This is a genomic window from Nitrincola sp. (assembly GCF_048264025.1).
In the GTDB taxonomy this organism is placed as follows: Bacteria; Pseudomonadota; Gammaproteobacteria; order Pseudomonadales; family Balneatricaceae; genus Nitrincola.
The window spans coordinates 1-17,155 of sequence record NZ_JBLXDN010000035.1 but is presented as its reverse complement, the minus strand read 5'-3'; the positions used below and the strand labels follow the sequence as shown (position 1 = coordinate 17,155).

At 50.3% G+C, this 17,155-nt stretch carries 13 protein-coding genes; 2 read left to right on the top strand and 11 right to left on the bottom strand.

The window, feature by feature from the left end; genetic code table 11:
• Window positions 1-14 precede the first annotated feature (14 nt).
• Window positions 15-2,183 (bottom strand): bifunctional 23S rRNA (guanine(2069)-N(7))-methyltransferase RlmK/23S rRNA (guanine(2445)-N(2))-methyltransferase RlmL, encoded by a 2,169-nt coding sequence (rlmKL, locus tag ACN0R1_RS17490; RefSeq protein ID WP_417585213.1) that lies wholly within the window; start codon window positions 2,181-2,183, stop codon window positions 15-17.
• 286 nt (window positions 2,184-2,469) lie between these two features.
• On the opposite strand from rlmKL, the gene rmf reads away from it, so the two are divergent.
• Entirely contained in the window at window positions 2,470-2,676 is a 207-nt protein-coding gene (gene rmf, locus ACN0R1_RS17485) for a ribosome modulation factor (RefSeq protein WP_417585211.1), read from the top strand.
• A 65-nt stretch (window positions 2,677-2,741) separates the two neighbouring features.
• Here rmf and ACN0R1_RS17480 read toward each other — a convergent pair whose 3' ends face one another.
• The 4 genes from ACN0R1_RS17480 to ACN0R1_RS17465 form a co-directional block, all read right to left on the bottom strand.
• Window positions 2,742-3,770, bottom strand: coding sequence for a quinone-dependent dihydroorotate dehydrogenase (locus ACN0R1_RS17480; RefSeq protein WP_417585209.1), 1,029 nt, complete (start codon window positions 3,768-3,770; stop codon window positions 2,742-2,744).
• Window positions 3,771-3,838: 68 nt separating this feature from the next.
• A complete protein-coding gene (locus ACN0R1_RS17475; RefSeq protein ID WP_417585207.1) occupies window positions 3,839-4,060 on the bottom strand; it encodes a DUF2835 family protein in 222 nt (73 codons plus the stop codon).
• A gap of 49 nt (window positions 4,061-4,109) precedes the next feature.
• Complete coding sequence (locus ACN0R1_RS17470) at window positions 4,110-8,939, bottom strand: NAD-glutamate dehydrogenase (protein WP_417585205.1); 4,830 nt, start codon at window positions 8,937-8,939, stop codon at window positions 4,110-4,112.
• A gap of 241 nt (window positions 8,940-9,180) precedes the next feature.
• The gene (locus ACN0R1_RS17465) at window positions 9,181-10,047 is read right to left on the bottom strand and encodes a TIGR01777 family oxidoreductase (protein WP_417585203.1); all 867 of its coding nucleotides are present in this window, start codon (window positions 10,045-10,047) and stop codon (window positions 9,181-9,183) included.
• Between the two features lie 113 nt (window positions 10,048-10,160).
• On the opposite strand from ACN0R1_RS17465, the gene ACN0R1_RS17460 reads away from it, so the two are divergent.
• The gene (locus tag ACN0R1_RS17460) at window positions 10,161-11,282 is read left to right on the top strand and encodes a DUF484 family protein (protein ID WP_417585201.1); all 1,122 of its coding nucleotides are present in this window, start codon (window positions 10,161-10,163) and stop codon (window positions 11,280-11,282) included.
• Here the strand turns inward: ACN0R1_RS17460 and ACN0R1_RS17455 are convergent.
• From ACN0R1_RS17455 to ACN0R1_RS17430, 6 genes are all read right to left on the bottom strand, one after another.
• The gene (locus tag ACN0R1_RS17455) at window positions 11,266-11,820 is read right to left on the bottom strand and encodes a hemerythrin domain-containing protein (RefSeq protein ID WP_417585199.1); all 555 of its coding nucleotides are present in this window, start codon (window positions 11,818-11,820) and stop codon (window positions 11,266-11,268) included. The genes ACN0R1_RS17460 and ACN0R1_RS17455 overlap by 17 nt on opposite strands.
• Before the next feature lie 123 nt (window positions 11,821-11,943).
• The gene (locus ACN0R1_RS17450; protein WP_417585197.1) at window positions 11,944-12,330 is read right to left on the bottom strand and encodes a hypothetical protein; all 387 of its coding nucleotides are present in this window, start codon (window positions 12,328-12,330) and stop codon (window positions 11,944-11,946) included.
• 100 nt (window positions 12,331-12,430) lie between these two features.
• A complete protein-coding gene (gene pepN / locus ACN0R1_RS17445; protein ID WP_417585195.1) occupies window positions 12,431-15,055 on the bottom strand; it encodes an aminopeptidase N in 2,625 nt (874 codons plus the stop codon).
• A 14-nt stretch (window positions 15,056-15,069) separates the two neighbouring features.
• A complete protein-coding gene (locus tag ACN0R1_RS17440) occupies window positions 15,070-15,336 on the bottom strand; it encodes a YeaC family protein (RefSeq protein WP_417585193.1) in 267 nt (88 codons plus the stop codon).
• A gap of 43 nt (window positions 15,337-15,379) precedes the next feature.
• The gene (locus tag ACN0R1_RS17435) at window positions 15,380-15,997 is read right to left on the bottom strand and encodes a rhomboid family intramembrane serine protease (RefSeq protein ID WP_417585191.1); all 618 of its coding nucleotides are present in this window, start codon (window positions 15,995-15,997) and stop codon (window positions 15,380-15,382) included.
• 13 nt (window positions 15,998-16,010) lie between these two features.
• Window positions 16,011-16,988 carry a metallophosphoesterase gene (locus tag ACN0R1_RS17430; protein ID WP_417585189.1) on the bottom strand — a complete coding sequence of 326 codons (978 nt, stop codon included), beginning with the start codon at window positions 16,986-16,988 and terminating at the stop codon, window positions 16,011-16,013.
• Window positions 16,989-17,155: the final 167 nt, after the last annotated feature.

Sequence of the window (17,155 nt, the reverse complement as noted above, 5' to 3'; positions counted from 1 at the left end):
CCGGGCGATTGCTTTTAGGCTTTGCGGATTTCAAAGCAGGTATGAATGCGTGGGCTACGCTTGAAGTCTGGGTCCAGCGTCAGCGCGGAGATATCCTGTATCTGATACTGGCTCAAGGCATCATAATCCATCTTGAAACGACGGTAGTTGTTAGAGAAGATCAACAGCCCCTGCGGTCGTAACAAACGCATCGCGTCCTCAATCAACTCCACATGATCACGCTGCACATCCAATACCCCATCCATACGTTTTGAGTTAGAAAAGGTCGGTGGGTCCATAAAAATCAGGTCGTAGGCCGGTCCAGGCTGACGCTTTAACCATTTCATGCAGTCTTCACGCACCAATTGATGCTGTACATGCGACTGAGAATTCAGGTCGAGGTTTGCTCTCGCCCACTCCAAATAGGTTGCCGACATATCCACACTGGTAGTTGATAACGCACCACCCACGGCGGCATGCACGCTAGCAGTGGCGGTATAGCAAAACAGGTTGAGGAAATCCTTACCGGCTGCCAGCGACTGAATCCGACGGCGTACCGGGCGATGATCCAGAAACAAGCCAGTATCCAGATAGTCATGCAGGTTAACCCGCAAACGACAGCCGTGCTCCATCACCTCAAAAAAATGGCCGGTTTCATTATGGCGTTGATACTGCTCAGCTCCCTGCTGACGTTTGCGCTGCTTCAGGATAATTTGTTCCGGTTTTTTCTCCAGCACTACGGCTACCACGGCCATGGCCTCAGACAGGCGATTAAATGCCTTCACTTGATCGATACTCGCAGGTGCCTGATATTCCTGTACCAGCACCTGATCGGCATAGATATCCACGGCAACCGCATATTCAGGAATGTCAGCATCATACAAGCGATAGCATTCGATACCATCCTGCTTCAACCAGCGGCGCATATTTTTCAGATTTTTCTGCAAGCGATTTGCCAGCATCTGCGCCGTTTCGGATAAGGCCGGTTTTTGCGCTTGAGCTAAATCAGCCGTTTCACTCTCGGGCCGTGCCGCATACACCTCAAACAAAAACAGTCGGCTTTCCAGTGCGCCATTAAACAACTGATAGTCTTTGTGCGACTTCAATCCCATCACTTTACAGAGCATGGGGTCAGCGGTCAGTACGGCAGCACGCCAACCGGCAAACTGAGCGCGTAGCACCTGCCCCAACTGCTGGTACAGAAACATTAACTGATCGGTTTCACCCAAGCGCTCACCATAGGGAGGGTTAGTCACCAACAACCCCTTCTCTACCCCTGGCGGACACTGCACCTGACTGAGTTCGCACACCTGTAACTCTATGACACTGTCCAGCTTTGCTCGCCTGATATTTTCTCTGGCAGCCGCAATCACCTGGGCGTCCTGATCCGAGCCATACAACCGGACCTGACACCCAGCACGCCCCTGCTCGGCTCGCTGTTGCGCCTCATCCTGCAGCACTTGCCACAACTGACGGTCAAAGTCCGGCCAGCGCATAAAGCCAAAGCGCTGACGGTAAAGTCCCGGCGCAATATCCAGGCTCATCATCGCCGCTTCTGTTAACAAAGTGGCTGAACCACACATAGGGTCCAACAACTCAGTCATATCACTCTGTGGCCAGCCTGCACGCAGCAAAACGGCCGCCGCCAGGTTTTCTTTCATCGGAGCTTCACCGGTTTTGGCCCGATAGCCACGACGGTGCAGACTGTCCCCGGAGAGATCCAGTGATACTGATACACTACCGCGAGAAAGGTGTACATTGACTCGCAGCTCCGGCTGCTGCTTGTCTATTTCCGGGCGTTGCCCTGTGGCAGTTCTAATCTGGTCTACGATGGCATCCTTAACTTTTAACGCGCCAAAGTGGGTATTACGGATTTCATCGCTGCGGCCATTAAAGTCCACACTGAACGTTCCTGATGGGCGTAGGCGTTCCAGCCAGTCAATCGTTTGCACTGCGTCATACATTGAATCAGCCGTTGTCACGGGTGTTTCCACAAGTCGCAACAACACACGACTGCCGAGCCTTGACCAGAGACAAATGCGATAACCTAACGCCTTGTCACCCTGGCAACTGACCCCTGCAACAGTCATCTTGACCTGCTCGCTACCCAGGCCAACTAACTCATCGGCAAGCAACTGTTCCATCCCTTTTGGGCAAGTCACAAAATACGTGTTTGGGGAACTATTCTGAATTTCTGTTGCCATGTTGACCTCGGGGCATCTCACTGGAATGAAAATATTTCACGACAAAAACCGGTTGAAGCAATAGAAAAGTAAGCTACTGATTCTTATAAACATTGTGCAGTTGCGCTATCCGTAACACTATGAACGTTATGTTACATTATAGTTAATATTAATAGCCAAACTCGCTCGTTTCAGATATGTATAGAGGTGTAGGTTGATTGCCTTATAGCCTACACGCGAAAGGGGCAGTTTGTTATTTTCTGGCAGCGGCTCCGCGATGAAAAATAGAAATTGAGAGGCGTATTTTATGAGAACACAGAAACGAGACCGTAGCTCTACTCTACACAACCGTGGTTTTATGGCCGGCTTGACCGGACGATCACGTGAAGAGTGCCCAGTTCAAATCGCAGACCTGCGATCGCACTGGATGAACGGTTGGCGTGAAGGACGCGAAGCACACTGGAATGGTATGTCCGGCGTTTCTGCAATTCAGGTAAATCCCACCTTAGCATAATTATTGATTCATCAATTCTTATTATGGAGCGGGATTGCGGCAGGGTTTAACCACTGTCGCAATCCTTAACGACGTACTAAGGATTCAACCGCCTTGACTGATTCATGCACCAATCTCGGCCCGCGATAAATCAACCCTGTATAAATCTGTACCAAGCTGGCTCCTGCTTCAATTTTTTCTGCCGCATCAAATGGCTCGGTAATACCACCGACACCAATGATGGGCAACGCGCCATTCAAATGGCGAGATAATGCTGCTATCGCGGCTGTTGAGCAGTTCCTGACTGGCGCACCACTCAAACCACCGGACTCCTGGGCTAAGGGTGAATCTTCAACTCCCTCACGGCTCAAGGTGGTATTGGTGGCAATAACAGCATCTATTTCATAGCTTTTCAGCGAACCGGCTACCAGCTCAAACTCTTCTTCTTCCATATCCGGCGCGATCTTCAGCGCGATGGGTACATACTTGCTATGCAAGCGCGCCAGGCGAGCCTGTTCATTTTTTAATGCATCCAGCAGGCTGTTCAACGAATCGCCAAACTGCAGAGATCGCAGTCCCGGTGTGTTGGGTGAGGAAATATTAACCGTTACATAACTGGCGCGATCATAGACACGACGCAGGCAATACAGATAATCGTCGTGTGCTTGTTTATTCGGGGTGTCCTTGTTCTTACCGATATTGATGCCCAGGATGCCGTTATAGCGACATTTTTCCAGATTTTTCAATAACTGGTCGACACCGGCATTATTAAAACCCATGCGATTGATAATGGCATTATGTTCTGGTAAGCGGAAAATTCTGGGCTTGGGATTACCCTCTTGTGGACGCGGAGTCACTGTACCCACTTCAATAAAACCAAAGCCCATCGCTGCGAGCCCGTCTACGGCGGTGCCGTTTTTATCCAGACCCGCGGCCAACCCAACCGGATTGGGAAAACGCAACCCCATAACCTCGACAGGCGCCTGACGCATTCTGGCTCCCGCCAAGTGCTGTAACCCAGTTTCAGCTAATAGGTTCATACTGGTCAGTGACAGATTATGCGCTGTCTCAGCATCCAGTCTAAACATCAATGATCGGGCAAGTGTATATAACATAGCAGTCTCGGCCAGGGTTTTAAAAACGGGAATGATTATACCCTTGGCAGGGGGGGAAATGACAGCCTTCAGCTCAGCCTGTCTATTTGCTGCAGTCGACCTTGATCATCGTAGTAAACGGCAAAACTGCCGCGCAAACCGGAAAGGGTGATGAACTGGCGCATCACAGAGGCAGGCAAACGTACCATTCGACCATCGCGTGCACGCACTGAAATTTGCATAGCTTGGCCACGGTAGTACTTCATATACTCATCCCGGCTAATTGCCAGGTCAATGATTACATATCTCATCAGCGGTGCTGCCAGCCTCATGACTGACAGCACCCTGTTTTATGGCTGGTCAGTCTGCAGTGAAAATACAGGTTCGGGCAAGATCATACAACTCCCGCACGGCCACTGTATACATGGCATAGTCTTGAGCTTTAGCCGCTTTGAGGTCAGCCAGCACTTTATCCCAGCGATCCAGCAGTGGTTGATTAAGCTCAACCCACTGTTCCAGTTTCGCTGAGGTTTCAGGCTTATCAGACTTATCCATCTGCAACAGCGAAGCCATTAGAGCCCGTTGCTGCCAGTCAAGATCATCCCTGAAGGCATCCCGCGCCAAAGCTTGCCAGTAATTCTCGACACCGAGGTCATTCAACTGATTGGCAAACCAATGCAGCTGTAAGCGCTCTCCCAGGCCAAAGAATGCCTGAGCCGCCGTTTGCATACCAACTTTCTGCTCACGTGCTACCTCGATGACACTCAAGGCTGAGAAGAGCACACCAGAACCAGCCACCACCTTGGCCAGCTCTGCCGGTACGCCGGCATCCGTGTAACGCTGATAGGCGGCTTCCCATTGCGCTCTGGGCTCACCACACAGCAGATCGCCTAGATGCACAGCGAGTTGCTTCAATGGCTCAGCAAAAATGCTTATTTCCTGCTCGCAGTTCAGCTCACCTCGGCGGTTACGCAGGATCCAGCGTGTGGCATGCCTGACCAGATACTGCAAACGCTCCATCATCTCCAACTGGATAGCCGCATCAACCTGATAATCCAGTAGCTCTATCTGCTTCCACAGATCTTTAAGCATAAAGATGTCACGTATTAGGACGTAAGCCCGGGTAATGCGTTGGATATCGGCTCCAGTGGAAACGCCCAGTCGATCAGCAAAATTGATCCCCATGAAGTTGACTATCTCATTGGCAACCTGAGTGGCGACAATTTCACGGCACAGCCTGTGCCCCTTCAACTCAGTGCCAAATTTTTCCAGCATCTGGCGCGGGAAGGCGGTGACCAATTCCCTGGCAACATAACTGTCATCCGGTAGATCGGTTTCCAGCAAACGCTCTTTCAGGTCAGCCTTGCTGTAGGACACCAGCACCGACAATTCGGGACGACTCAAACCTTTACCCGCTAAGCGCTGCTCATCCAACACATCATCGGCAGGCAGGTATTCCAGCTTACGGTTGAGTTTACCCTGAGCTTCCAGTTTATTGATAAAACGTTGATACTCGGACATGGACACTAAAGAGCGTCGCTCAGCCAGCGTAATCGCCTGCACCTGACGGTAGTTGTTTTTCAGTACCAGTGAGGAGACTTCATCGGTCATTTCCACCAGCAGCTTATTGCGCTGTTTGAGGGTCAAATCGCCCGCCGCCACCATGCCATTCATCAAAATTTTGATGTTGACCTCATGGTCGGAGCAGTCCACCCCGCCGGCATTGTCAATAAAGTCGGTATTCATGCGACCGCCCTGACGGGCAAATTCCACACGACTTAATTGGGTCATACCCAGGTTGCCACCTTCACCGATTACACGGCAGCGTAAATCGCAGGCATCCACACGCAACCCATCATTCGCCTTGTCACCCACATCAGACTGGCTTTCATAGCTGGCCTTGACATAAGTACCGATGCCACCGTTCCAGAGCAGATCAAAACGCGATTTAAGTAGCGCTGAAATCAGATCATTGGGGGTCATTTGCGCCTGATTCACACCCGTCATTTTTTTCAATTCTGGTGTCAGACGAATCGACTTGGCAGAGCGATCAAATACGCCACCACCTTTTGAAATTAATTTCTTATCATAATCATTCCAGCCGGAACGTGGCAGATCAAACAGGCGTTGACGCTCGGCAAAACTGCTCACCGGATCCGGGTCTGGATCAATGAAGATATGCAGATGGTTAAACGCGGCTATCAGTTTGATCTGTTCAGACAGCAACATGCCATTACCGAACACATCACCAGACATATCCCCTATACCGACAACAGTAAACGGGTCAGTACGGGTGTTGTGCCCCATTTCCCTGAAATGACGCTCCACGGAAACCCAAGCACCTTTAGCGGTAATACCCATTTTTTTGTGGTCATAGCCCTGGCTACCACCTGAAGCAAAAGCATCACCCAGCCAGAAGTTATATTCGGCGGCAATCCCATTGGCTATATCAGAGAAGGTTGCAGTGCCCTTATCAGCGGCCACAACCAGATAGGTATCATCTTCGTCATGCCGTACAACCTGTTTCGGCGGCACCACCTCACCCTCAACCAGGTTATCAGTGATATCCAGCAAGGCACTGATAAACATGCGATAACAAGCGATCCCCTCTTCCAGCCATTCATCACGACTCATACCTGAATGCAGGTACTTGGCAACAAATCCGCCCTTGGCGCCCACGGGCACAATCACCGCATTTTTAACCTGCTGAGCTTTCACCAGCCCCAGCACTTCGGTACGGTAGTCTTCACTCCGGTCTGACCAGCGCAAGCCACCACGAGCCACCTTGCCACCACGCAGGTGCACACCCTCTACACGAGGCGAGAATACAAAAATCTCGAACAAAGGCCGTGGCTGGGGTATATCAGGGATTTCAGCCGGTGATAATTTAAAGGATATGTAGGGCTTGTGCACACCGCCCTTACTCTGGAAGAAGTTGGTGCGCAAGGTTGCTTTAATCAAAATCAGGTACTGACGAATAACCTGGTCTTCATTCAGGCTGGAAACAGACTCCAGCGCTTCCTGTATACGGGCCTCTGCGGCTTCAGCCACGTTCGAATCAGCTTTACCCGGTTCCAAGCGAGCATTGAACAGCTCGATTAACTCACGCGCAATGGCGACATGATTGTTCAGAGCGGCACTGATGGCTTCATTACTGATCGGAAAGCGGATCTGCTTCATGTAAGCCGCGTATGCGCGCAGTACTTTGACCTGTCGCCAGCCTAGCCCAGCACCCAGCACCAACTTGTTAAAGTCATCACTACTGCAAGCGCCCCGCCAGATGTTCAGGAATGCGTCTTCAAAGGTCGTCTGCAACATTTCCATAGAGGCATGCTGCTTACCGCCGTAACGCAAATTGAAGTCATGTATCCAGATACAATTATCTTTAGTTTGTATCTCGTAGGGATGCTCATCTATCACTCGCAAACCCAGGTTTTCCAGAATAGGCAACACATCAGACAAAGGCAGTGAGTTGCCATAATGGAACAGCTTGAAGTTGATTTCGTCCTCTTCGCGGTCCAATGCCCGGTAAAAGCTCATGGCAAGGGGGTTACTCTCAGACATCTCACGCATGTGCTGGATATCAATAACAGCCGTTCGTGCTGAGAAATGCGCACGGTAACTGGCTGGGAAACCACCACCGAAATGGTTATAACAGTGAATCCCCTGCTCTTCACCCGAGGCATCGGTCAGGGCTTCATAGAGATCTTCATCCCAGCTACGGGCAGCCACGCGAATTTTGTGTTCGATATCAGCCACGTCAAAACTATCTGTGACCGATTCACCATCGGCGCGACGCAGGTTGAATTGTGTACGCGCCAAAATGGATTCAGAGAAATAGGTGGTAAACTCAGCCAGCTCGCAACCCAGCGACTGTTTGAGAATTTTTTCCGAGCGCACACGAAACTCGGTGCTGTAAATTTCACGCGGCACATACACCAGTGCTGAAAAATAATGCCCCTGCTGGTCCCGGCGCAGAAACACCCGAATCTGTCGACGCTCACGGATTTCCAAAATGCCCAGTGCCATACTGGCCAATTCATCCACCTGCATCTGGAACAGCTCATCACGCGGGAAGGTTTCCAGAATCTGGTTCAGCTCTTTCCAGTCGTGTCCCTGCTCATGAAGTCCTGACTGCTGTAACACGCTGGATATTTTGTTGCGAATAACTGGAATACTACGCGGAGAATGCAAGTAAACCGCTGAAGTGTATAACCCCAGAAAGCGGACTTCGCCCACCAGTTTGCCTTTGCTATCAAAGCGTTTAAAGCCGATATAATCAGGGTAGGCTGGACGGTGAATACGCGATTTAGCCGCCGCTTTAGAAAAACTGATCAGATCAGGAAGCAAGGTATGTTGATCGGCATTCAGCGTAGCATCATCCAGCAGCTTTTCCCGGCAGGACTGATTGCAGTCGCGTAACAATCCTAGTCCGGAATTTTTGATCGGTTCAAGTGATTGCTTATCACCGACTGTTTTGAATTCAAAAGCTTCGTAGCCAAGAAAGGTAAAGTTGATTTGCATCCACTCTAAAAATTCACTGGCTTCTTTCAACCCCTGCTTTTCAAGCACTGATCCAAGCTTTTTCAGATGCTCAGCCTGTTCTTTAACGGCGGCCAGCATGGGTTCAAAGTCATCAACAGCCGCACGCACTTCGTCCAGCACAGTAAGTAGTTCTGTGCGAATTTCTTCAAGCCGTTGCAGATCCGTATGACGATCTATCTCAATGGCAACGACTGATTCAGCCAGTCCTTTGGGGTCATCCAGCCCGGTTAATGCCCCTTTCTGATTACGACGTGTGTTCAGCACCACATTATTGATAGCATGTATGGCTACATCCTGGCGATTCAATTCCATGCGTAGCGAGTCAATAATAAATGGACGATCTTCCGACACCACGGCAATCACCGTATGGGTAGATTGCCAGCCATGCTGTTCAAAATCAGGATTAAATACTTTAACGCGTGGTGTTTCACCCGGAATATCCTGAATGAATTCCCACATATCCAATGTAGCACCGAGTAGATCATCCGGTCGCCATTTTTGCAGGTCCATTTGAGGGGTATTGCGATAATAACTGTCTACGAATTCACACAACAGGGCTGATTTCCTGTCCGGTAGACGTTTAGATATTTCAGCTTTAAGACGTTCCAGTAGCGTTTCCTTTGGTTCCGCAACGTGCAAGGGCATAACTCTCTCTCTTTTTTTGATTATATGGCTGCAGGCACACATGGATATTTGCGTACACCACAGCCTTTCCGGATGATCTGGATAAATTCCGAATACTACTTAAGACTATATGATCAACGTTGTTAAGCAAGAGCTGTTCAGCGTAATTTTAGTTTTTTTTGCAGTTTTTAGCCGATAGCTCTAGGCCGGGCTGAAATTAACCCTACATAATTAAAGCCTATTCTGGTGCTACTCAACCTATTTAGGTAAGTAGCTGCTTCAAGGCAGACGGCAAAGCCGGATAGCGAAATTCAAAACCGGAGTCCTGCAACTGCACAGGCACAACTCGTTGCCCTTGCAGCAAGAGTTCACTGGCCTCACCCAGCATTAGTTTCAGCACAAATCCTGGCAGGGGAAAAAATGCTGGACGGTGTAACACCTTACCCAGGGTGGCTGAAAATTCGGCATTAGTGACCGGTTCTGGTGCCGTCAGATTAAACGCCCCCTGAAGTGTCGGCTTGTCCAACAACCAGAGAATCGCTCTAACTTCATCGTCAAGATGTATCCAGGACATCCATTGCTGCCCTGAAGCGATCGGACCACCCAGGCCTAAACGGAACGGGGGCAGCATTTTCTGTAATGCCCCACCCACGCCAAGCACAACGCCGGTGCGGATCAGACACACCCGCACCCCTAATTCAGTCGCCTTGGACGCTTCAGCTTCCCAATCAGCGCAAAGCTGATGCGTGAACCCATCTACAGGCTCCGCCTCTTCAGCCAATGTCTGTGATGTTTGACTACCGTAGTAGCCTATCGCTGATCCGCTAACCAGTACCGTTGGCCGCGGCGTCTGCTGACCTATCCATTGCAGTAATTTTGCTGTGGTATCAATGCGACTGACGCGTAACAACTGTTTGCGCTCCTCAGTCCAGCGTTTGTCGACAATTCCGGCTCCTGCCAGATTAACCACCGCATCCACCGGCTGTTGAATCTGTTCCAGCGAGGTCACTATCTCAGGATCATTGGCAGGGCTTCTCGACAAAATCAGCACCTCATCACCACGGCTTTTTAACGCCTTGACCAGAGCCTGACCGATAAAACCTGTTCCACCTGTGATCAAAACACGCATTGCATTCTCTCCTGAGCATTTTTTATATACACTAGTACGCATTCGGGCATTTACCAGTTTTTAGTTTGATCAATTACTTACGACTTTTCTGAATCTATCAGGGATTTCAGTCAATGCAGCCAGATTTAACCATTGCTGAAGAAAACAGGGAGCTCAGGCAACGTGTGAGCATTCTGCATCATAAAGCAGAGCGTAATGAGCAGCTGCTGAGGTCCTTTTTTTCTGCTGAGCTGGAGCTTTTATCCTGCGTCACGCTGGCTGAGCTGCTTGATTACCTTCTCAATCACTTTCGCCAGAACTTCAATCTGTCAGCCGTCACACTGATGCTGCTTGATCCGGAAGATATGGTACAAGAACTGCTGGATGGCTCGGCACGCTTCAATCACTTTCCAGGTTTGCAACTGATCCGGCAACAACACCCCTTGCGTGAGCTTTACCCAGACAGCAACTTATTTTGCGGTGAGGCGACCCCCCACATCCTTTCTACCTGTTTTCGGGGCGCTGATGATGTGCAGTCCTGTGCTTTGCTACCACTGATCAGAGAAGATTGCCTGATTGGCAGCCTGTGTCTCGGCAGCTCTGATCCAGGTCGCTACAGTCACTTGTTACGCTACGATTATGTTTCTCACCTGGCGTCGGTAGTTGCTGTGTGCATGGAAAATGCCATTAGCCGCGAGACCCTGCAGCGCCTTAGCAGCATTGATCCGCTGACACGAGCACTGAACCGACGCGCTTTCAGCCAGCAGTTACTACGTGAAATCAAACGCTGCAACCGCACCGGTGAACCCTTAGGCTGCATACTACTGGACATTGATCATTTCAAACCGGTCAATGACACTCACGGGCATTTAAGCGGCGATAAAATACTGCGGGATATTTCCCAGTTACTGAAAGAACAGCTGCGTGAAACCGACAGCATTGCGCGCTATGGTGGAGAGGAATTTGCCATACTGCTACCAGGGTGTTCCGAGCCGGAAGCCACCCGAGTGGCTGAAAATTTGCGTAAGACCATCAGCCGGACACTGTTTTCCGGCCATCAGAACCAGTCACTGCGCATTACCGCATCACTGGGCATCACCATTTGTGAGCAACACCACACGGTTAACACTGAGGTATCCGAGTTGACTGAAAGCCTGATTCAGACAGCTGATCAGGCGCTTTATTTCTGCAAGCATAACGGTCGAAACAAAGTAAGCTTCAAGCCTTGTTTACTGGAAGTCAGCGTGCAGCAATGACATCCTGCAGCAACGCTTTGTATAGTTCGCGGTAGTTTTCGCCCTGCTTTTCACCGAACAGCGGATCTTCCGGTTCAGGCAGCTTCTGCTCAAGAACTTCCCAGTCACTCGTCTTGGCAATCTTTTCTATACCTGGAAAGATTACCGTTTCTTCATAATCGAGATGATCACGCTCCCGCAATACAAAAGCTTCCAACTGATCGATAAAGTCAGACATGGGAATCACGGCATCATGCATTACGGCATCGACCGTTTCATTGACAGTTTTGGAGGCCTGTTTCAGATCAGCATGCTCAGCCTCGCACTGCTGCAAATGCTCATCCAATGCTGAGCTCTGTCCAGCAAAGTAGTGATACATATGGTCTTCACGCGGATGATGATACTGATCAGCATAGTTACCGATATAGTCCACCAACTCAGACAGCAACATAAAGTTGGGTGCATCACCGGCTTTCAGTTTTTGGATTTTGAGTTCCATTAATTCCAATAACCGGCTCAGGTTAATGTGATCTTGATGCAACTGCGCTATTAATGTCATCTCACTGGCTCCTGAAAGTAGGTTATCCCCACTATATACCGCAGTTGCACCAATAACAGTTGATCAGTATCAATAAAAAAGCACACTCATTAGACGCCTTTAGTCGCAGTATCTAAGCGTAAATCAGCGATACAACTCATCATCAAACGGGTCCAGTGGCTGCTCCAGCAGACTGTCCTCACGGAAGTACAACACGCGCCCTTCCAGCTTCAAACCCTTGGAACTGAACCAGCGCTCATTCTCTTCGAGCGACTCTTCAGCACGGCTGACGGCGTACCAGGCACGGATAATACGATAGAAATAATGTGCAAAAAGTGCCGCTGATGCACCCAGGAAGAAATCAGACCCCATGGCAAACACTATCACGATCAGTGCCACTATCCACACCCGGCTACTGCGTGCTTCCTTAACGGCATCTTTCGCTGTGCTCAGTTGCTCCTGACACTTCAGTGCGCGACGGAAATTTTGCTGTAGGTCGAACTTTTGCTCTGCAACAAGATATTTATCCATTCTTCTTTCCTGACAGTTTTATATTTTAGCTTTACCAGAGTATATCTAAGCCATCCGCAAGGAGCGAGCCCGCAGGCTACAACCTTGGGATAACAAATGCTTATTTAAGGCTTTTACTGACCACCTCGTAAACATCACCAGAGAGATTACCACTGTCGATAATACGCTGAAGCTGCGCCTGCATTTGCGCCTGACGCGCAGGTGCATAACGACGCCAGCGCGTCAGCGGTGTCAGCAGTCTGGCGGCAATTTGCGGATTTTGCTTATCCAGCAACAGAATATGATCGGCCAGGAAGCGATAGCCACTGGCGTCTTCAGCATGAAAATTAACCGCATTTTGCTGACAGAAGGCACCGATCACCGCCCGAATTTTATTGGGATTGCGCGCATCGTAAACCGGGTGCTCCAGCAGTTGTATGACACGGTCCAGTGCGCCCGGGCGTGGATCAGTGGACTGCACCATCAGCCATTGGTTCATTACCAGTGACTCATGCTGCCACTGGTTCAAAAATTCAGCCAGCACTTCATCGGCTGAATCTCTGAATCCAGAGTGAGCCACACTGACCAATGCTGCAAATTGATCCGTCATATTGTCTGAGGTTTCAAACTGCTGCTGAGCCAGTGCCAGATGCGCCGAGCTGTCCAGCGCCATCAAATATGCAAGGCAGATATTACGCAAACTCCGTCGAGCTATTTCGGATGCTAGCGGTGAATAAGCCTGCTCTCCATCATGCTGCTGATACACACGCAACCAGCTGGATTCCAGCGCTTCAGCCAGGGTTTTGCGCATATACTGACGGACATGGTGAATAGCAACCGGATCGATAACCGCCGTATTTTCACTGATATAAGCTTCACTCGGCAGGGTCAGCAGCAGAGCTGACATGGCCGGGTCGTTACTGGCACTTTCTAGTAACGACTCCCAGGTGTCGATAAAATCTTTGGGCAAGCTCAGGGCTTCACCACGCTGGAAAGACTCCATCAGTTGCTCTACCAGCCGCATTGACAGCTGCTGACCTGCATCCCAGCGATTAAAGCCATCCTCATCATGCTGCAGGAGGAAGCGCAGCTGCGCTTGGGTATAGGCGTAGCTGAGTTTGACCGGCGCGGAAAAATCCCTTAATAGTGAGGGTAATGGCCGCTCATCTATAGCGTCAAAACAAAAAGTTTGCTCGGCTTGGGTCACTTCGAGCAGTTGCGTTGTCTGGCCATTAGCCAGCACAAAAGGCTGACCATCGGCACGCAGCAACCCTAGGTTGAGAGGTAGATGAAAAGGCGCTTTCTCTGACTGTTCCGGTGTCGCCGGGCAGGACTGACGAACACTGAGAGAGTAGCGCCGAGAAGCCGAATCATACGTATCTGTGACCTCTAAGCGTGGCGTACCGGCTTGACTGTACCAGCGTTTGAACTGGGTCAGATCACGGCCAGACACATCTTCCATAGCTTTAACAAAGTCGTCAGTAGTCACGGCCTGCCCGTCATGGCGATCAAAATACAGATCAGTTCCCTGGCGGAAGGTCTCGGCACCCAGCAGTGTATGCAGCATCCGCACCACGGCGGCACCTTTTTCGTACACAGTCAGCGTATAGAAGTTGGAAATCTCGATAAATGATGCCGGCCGTACCGGATGCGCCATGGGTCCGCCATCTTCAGCAAACTGGGCTGTACGCAGGATGGCGACTTCATCTACCCGCTGCACCGGTGCCGAATGCATATCAGCGGAGAAGCTCTGGTCACGGAATACGGTAAAGCCCTCTTTCAGGCTCAATTGAAACCAGTCACGGCAGGTAACCCGATTACCCGACCAGTTGTGAAAGTATTCATGCGCCACCACCGACTCAACCCGCTGAAAACCAGCGTCAGTGGTGGTTCTGGGATGCGCCAGCACACAAGCGGTATTGAAAATATTCAGACCCTTGTTTTCCATCGCTCCCATATTGAAAAAGTCCACGGCAACGATCATGTAAATATCCAGATCATACTCGCGACCGTAGACCTGCTCATCCCAACGCATGGCATTTTTCAACGCGGTCATGGCATGTTCAAGCTTTTCAAGATCCTTGCGCTCAGCATAGATCTGCAAGGTCACTCGGCGTCCTGATGAGGTGATAAAATGATCTTCCAAACAACTCAGGTCGCCGGCAACCAAGGCAAACAGGTAGGCGGGCTTGGGGAAAGGATCCTGCCAGGTGACCCAGTGTCGGCCATCTTCCAACTCACCCTTCTCTACTGGATTACCATTACTCAGCAGTATCGGAAAGCGCGTTTTATCAGCAACCAGAGTGGTACTGAATACCGACATAACATCCGGGCGGTCAGGATAAAAGGTAATACGGCGAAAGCCTTCCGCTTCGCACTGAGTGCAATACATACCATCAGAAAGGTATAAACCCTCCAGCGCGGTATTTTCAGCCGGATTAAGACGGGTTTCTATCTCCAGTTCAAACATCTCCGGTACCTGATCCAAAATCAGCTGTTCACCCTGTCGGGTTATCAGTTTAGCATCAGGTTCACGACCGTTCAGACGCAGACCAGTCAGTTCCAGTGATTCATGCCCGTCCAGCTGTAACTGTGTGGCGTCAGGAAAATCAGGGTGACGTCTGACTTTCAACAGACTGGTAACACAGGTCGAATCCGTTTCGAGATCAAAGTGCAGTGCAATACTGTCGATCAGGAAATGAGGAGCGGTATAGTCTTTCAGATAGATAACCGGTTTTACTGACATGAAATCTGCTTTCCTTACGAATTGAGAATTTTCAGCACATCCGGCGCGAGCGGATCAGAGCCATGCTGTTTGCCATCAGCACGAGTGCGATCAATAAAACCGACACGTTCTGATTCTGGCAGGTTACGCTTATGTTCATAGGCAATCACCGCACGCAAGCTTTGTTCACGCTGCGCTTGGGTGAGTTTTTCACCATTGGGCCACTTACCCAGTTCGATAGAGCGCCTCATCGACTGGTAGATGTCGACTGTCATTGCGTCTATCATTTCATCAAATGTCATCCGAGCTCTCCCGTAAATTAATTCAGTCTATCACAGCCACTGTTCAGGGGCGTTTTTGCAACAAACGTACCGGCAAGACAAACATAAGTCCGACCAGCAAGCCAACCAGATGCGCCGTATTGGCCACCGAACCCATACCGAGCATCTGTAACATGCCGGTATAACCCAGCACTAACCAGAGCAACATAAACCCCATCAATGTTGGCGGCAGCCCAAAAACAGGCCGAAAACCGCGCTTATCCCACAACCAGGAGTAAGCTAACACAGCATAAACAACCCCTGACATCCCCCCAAGCATCGGACCACTGATCAGAAATTGAGCCAGGTTGGAGAGCGCCGCGGAAACCACTACCAGGATCAACAACACCCAGCGCCCCTGAAATAACTCAATACGCTGACCCACCACCCAGATCCACAACAGATTGAAAACCAGATGCAGTTCACTGAAATGCATGAAGGCCGGGGTTACCAGACGCCACCATTGCCCAGTGGATAACATACCACTCAGGGTATGATGCAATATTTGCCCGCCACGTACAGAAAAGTCAGTAAATGTCAGCAGGCGCATGATGGTGTGGTTATCACCAAAGCCGATTGCCAGCGAAACCGCGACACTGATGATGATCAGACTGAGCGTTAACCAGCTCTTTTGCCATGGCATAGATTGTTTTCCCTTAATCGTTAAAAACCACTTCCCTGGCGACATCCACCCAGACGAACTTGTTGTTCTGAATTCGAGCTTCGTCATCCAGCCGGTAAGCCACCAGCTTGCCGTATTTCACCGCACTGTAGTCCAGACAAGCCACGCTGGGTGACAAGGCTTCAGGCTCACCTTCACACCAATAATGCCCGATAAACAGGGGCTTGTTGTCCTCACGATAGCATGTCAGTTCACTGCGCTGCTCCCGGGTCAGCGGCAACCTGGCAAGGTGAGCTGGCAAAGGATCTGGCTGAAACACTACATCATTCAAATAGTAGGGATCACGGAGCCAGAATTTAGTTCGAAAAAAACTGCGTTCAAAACCATCCCGACTCACCATCACTTCGTCATTGGGTAGTTCCAGATGGGTTCCTCTGAGCAGAATATCCATGATTTCGTGTTCTTGTGAACCATCGACGGCTGAGCGAAACAAAAAGCCACGGCGCATACGGTTGCTGCCATTCATGGCGACAAAGCGATCAACCAGGGTTTGATGCCAGCAGGCATGTACCACGCGAAAATGATCAAAATCCAGAAATACCGGCATCTGCTCAAACCAGCTCAAGAAGTCGCGCTGATCATCAGGGTGGTTGGCAAGTTGCTCCAGGGTTTCCTGCAGAATACGTTTATTCCGTGGCGTATGCTTACGCAAGTAGGGCTGAGCGAAGCCACTGGGAGCCGGTGTGGCATAGCAGAGATAGTTGTATTCGTGATTGCCCATGATGATCTGAGCATGTCCAGCGGCAACCATATCGTGTACCAGGTGCAAGGCTTCACGAATATGCGGGCCGCGATCGATAATATCACCCACAAAAATAGCCTGACGGCTGGGATGCTGATACACCCCCTGCTGCTGGGTATACCCCATCCGACTGAGCAGGATACGCAGGCTCAGTGCACATCCATGCACATCACCAATAATATCGTATCCAATAAATGTTCTGTCGTTCAAAGGTCTCTCCTTAATTCTGTCGTAGGAGCCCGATCTCCGAGCGATCATTTCGCTCGCGGAGCGAGCTCCTACACAGGGTGCTATCTCTATCCATTGTAGGAAATAAGATGGACCCGCCCCCCTAACAATGTGCCATGCTTAATCTGTAGAGAAAGCAAACCGGCATC

Excerpts from the sequence above, each read along its gene's own strand:
- ACN0R1_RS17460 (WP_417585201.1), top strand. The coding sequence starts at position 10,161 with ATGCAGCCAGATTTAACCATTGCTGAAGAAAACAGGGAGCTCAGGCAA.
- pepN (WP_417585195.1), bottom strand. The coding sequence starts at position 15,055 with ATGTCAGTAAAACCGGTTATCTATCTGAAAGACTATACCGCTCCTCAT.
- ACN0R1_RS17455 (WP_417585199.1), bottom strand. The coding sequence starts at position 11,820 with ATGACATTAATAGCGCAGTTGCATCAAGATCACATTAACCTGAGCCGG.
- ACN0R1_RS17435 (WP_417585191.1), bottom strand. The coding sequence starts at position 15,997 with ATGCCATGGCAAAAGAGCTGGTTAACGCTCAGTCTGATCATCATCAGT.
- rmf (WP_417585211.1), top strand. The coding sequence starts at position 2,470 with ATGAGAACACAGAAACGAGACCGTAGCTCTACTCTACACAACCGTGGT.
- ACN0R1_RS17480 (WP_417585209.1), bottom strand. The coding sequence starts at position 3,770 with ATGTTATATACACTTGCCCGATCATTGATGTTTAGACTGGATGCTGAG.
- rlmKL (WP_417585213.1), bottom strand. The coding sequence starts at position 2,183 with ATGGCAACAGAAATTCAGAATAGTTCCCCAAACACGTATTTTGTGACT.
- ACN0R1_RS17470 (WP_417585205.1), bottom strand. The coding sequence starts at position 8,939 with ATGCCCTTGCACGTTGCGGAACCAAAGGAAACGCTACTGGAACGTCTT.
- ACN0R1_RS17440 (WP_417585193.1), bottom strand. The coding sequence starts at position 15,336 with ATGACATTTGATGAAATGATAGACGCAATGACAGTCGACATCTACCAG.
- ACN0R1_RS17465 (WP_417585203.1), bottom strand. The coding sequence starts at position 10,047 with ATGCGTGTTTTGATCACAGGTGGAACAGGTTTTATCGGTCAGGCTCTG.
- ACN0R1_RS17450 (WP_417585197.1), bottom strand. The coding sequence starts at position 12,330 with ATGGATAAATATCTTGTTGCAGAGCAAAAGTTCGACCTACAGCAAAAT.
- ACN0R1_RS17475 (WP_417585207.1), bottom strand. The coding sequence starts at position 4,060 with ATGAGATATGTAATCATTGACCTGGCAATTAGCCGGGATGAGTATATG.